The sequence below is a fragment of the Desmonostoc muscorum LEGE 12446 genome, assembly GCF_015207005.2.
In the GTDB taxonomy this organism is placed as follows: domain Bacteria; phylum Cyanobacteriota; class Cyanobacteriia; order Cyanobacteriales; family Nostocaceae; genus Nostoc; species Nostoc muscorum.
The window spans coordinates 1-1,825 of the sequence record NZ_JADEXS020000008.1; the positions used below are offsets into that span (position 1 = coordinate 1).

At 48.0% G+C, this 1,825-nt stretch carries 1 protein-coding gene; it reads left to right on the forward strand.

Features of this window, described 5'->3' with window-relative positions:
• Positions 1-505 precede the first annotated feature (505 nt).
• Positions 506-1,747, forward strand: coding sequence for a bifunctional ornithine acetyltransferase/N-acetylglutamate synthase (gene argJ / locus IQ276_RS39935; protein WP_190876075.1), 1,242 nt, complete (start codon positions 506-508; stop codon positions 1,745-1,747).
• Positions 1,748-1,825 lie beyond the last annotated feature (78 nt).

Below are 1,825 nucleotides of genomic sequence, written 5' to 3' on the forward strand. Positions count from 1 at the left end.
GTGTGGGGAGAAAGAGAATTTATGCTTCTCTCTCCTCCCACACCTCCAATGCCCCATGCCCCATGCCCCATGCCCCATGCCCGCATCTCAGTATTTTCCCGGTGTCTCTTCACGGAATCTTCATAATAAAACTGGTGACAACCCTCATACCAAAAATGGTATGCTCTGGTAAGTAGATGCACCCTGATGATCTGGAGAGCGACTTAAGTAGCTCTCCTTTTTCGCATTTGTCTTTAGTCATAAGAAAGGTAAAAATAATTATGCTAACGGCCAAGTGGTGCATTATTATTTATTGCCATCAGCAAATAAACTCACAATCAAAGCAACTAGGGAGTGGGGAGTGGGGAGTGGGGAGTGGGGAGAAGCTCTTACGCGGGGACGCGGGGATGAGGAGACGTAAAGGTAAGGAGAATAACTCTTAATTCCTAACTCTTAACTCAGCACTCATCACGGGCTAAACGCCCCGCTACCGCTAACAGCACTCATGACGTTGTAAGGAATAATCATGGCAGATTGGCAAAAAATAACAGGTGGCATCACAGCACCAAGGGGATATCAGGCGGCGGGAATTACCGCAGGACTGAAGCCTTCGGGGTTGCCGGATTTAGCTTTGATATTTTCAGATGTGGAAGCGATCGCAGCGGGTGTATTCACCACTAGCCAGGTGAAAGCTGCTTGTGTAGACTATTGTCGCCAACGCTTGCAAGCTAAACATAGCGCTCGTGCTATTCTCTGCAACGCTGGACAAGCAAACGCCGCTACAGGAAATCAAGGCTGGATTGACGCCCTAGAATCGGGAATGGCAATAGCTCAAGCACTGAATATTCCGTCTGAATCTGTGTTATTGGCGTCTACTGGCGTGATTGGTCAAAGAATTAAGATGGATGCTTTGCGAAGCGGGATTCCAAAGCTAGTAGCAGCACTATCAGAAACAGGCTCAGATGCCGCCGCCGGTGCGATTATCACCACAGATTTGGTACCAAAATCCATTGCCTTAGAGACAACTATAGGCGATCGCCCCGTGCGGATTGGTGGTATTGCCAAAGGTTCCGGCATGATTCACCCCAACATGGCAACCATGCTGGCCTTTGTGACCTGTGATGCTGCGGTTTCACCAGCCCTTTGGCAGCAGATGTTAGCCAGGGCAGCTGATAGAAGTTTTAATTCCATTACCGTGGATGGTGACACCAGCACTAACGACAGCTTAATCGCCCTAGCAAACGGTCAATCTCGCACCCCAGCAATTACAGAATTGGGTGCAGAATCAGAGAGATTAGAAGCGATGTTAACAGCAGTTTGCCAGCATTTAGCCAAAGCGATCGCTCGTGATGGTGAAGGTGCAACCTGCCTTATAGAAGTGGAAGTGACTGGCGCCCATGATGAACTCTCAGCCAGACAAATAGCCAAAACCATCGCTGGTTCATCCTTAGTTAAATCTGCAATCTTTGGACGTGACCCCAACTGGGGACGTATCGCCGCCGCCGCTGGACGCGCAGGTGTACTTTTTGAGCAAGAAAACCTGCAAATTAAGCTAGGGAATTTCTTAATGTTAGAAAACGGGCAACCATTACCATTCGACCGTGCAGCAGCCAGCACCTATTTGAAGCAAGCTGCGGTAGGTGCTTATCTCCAAGAGGATACAGTGTTAATTTCCGTTAGCGTTGGCAATGGTCATGGTACAGGTAAAGCTTGGGGTTGTGATTTGAGTTATGACTACGTGAGGATTAACGCAGAATACACTACTTGAAGAATACAGAATTCTGAATTCTGTATTCAGAATTGAGTCACCAGCGTTGAGCTGAAGTTCAAGGCTAATAGATGTAGA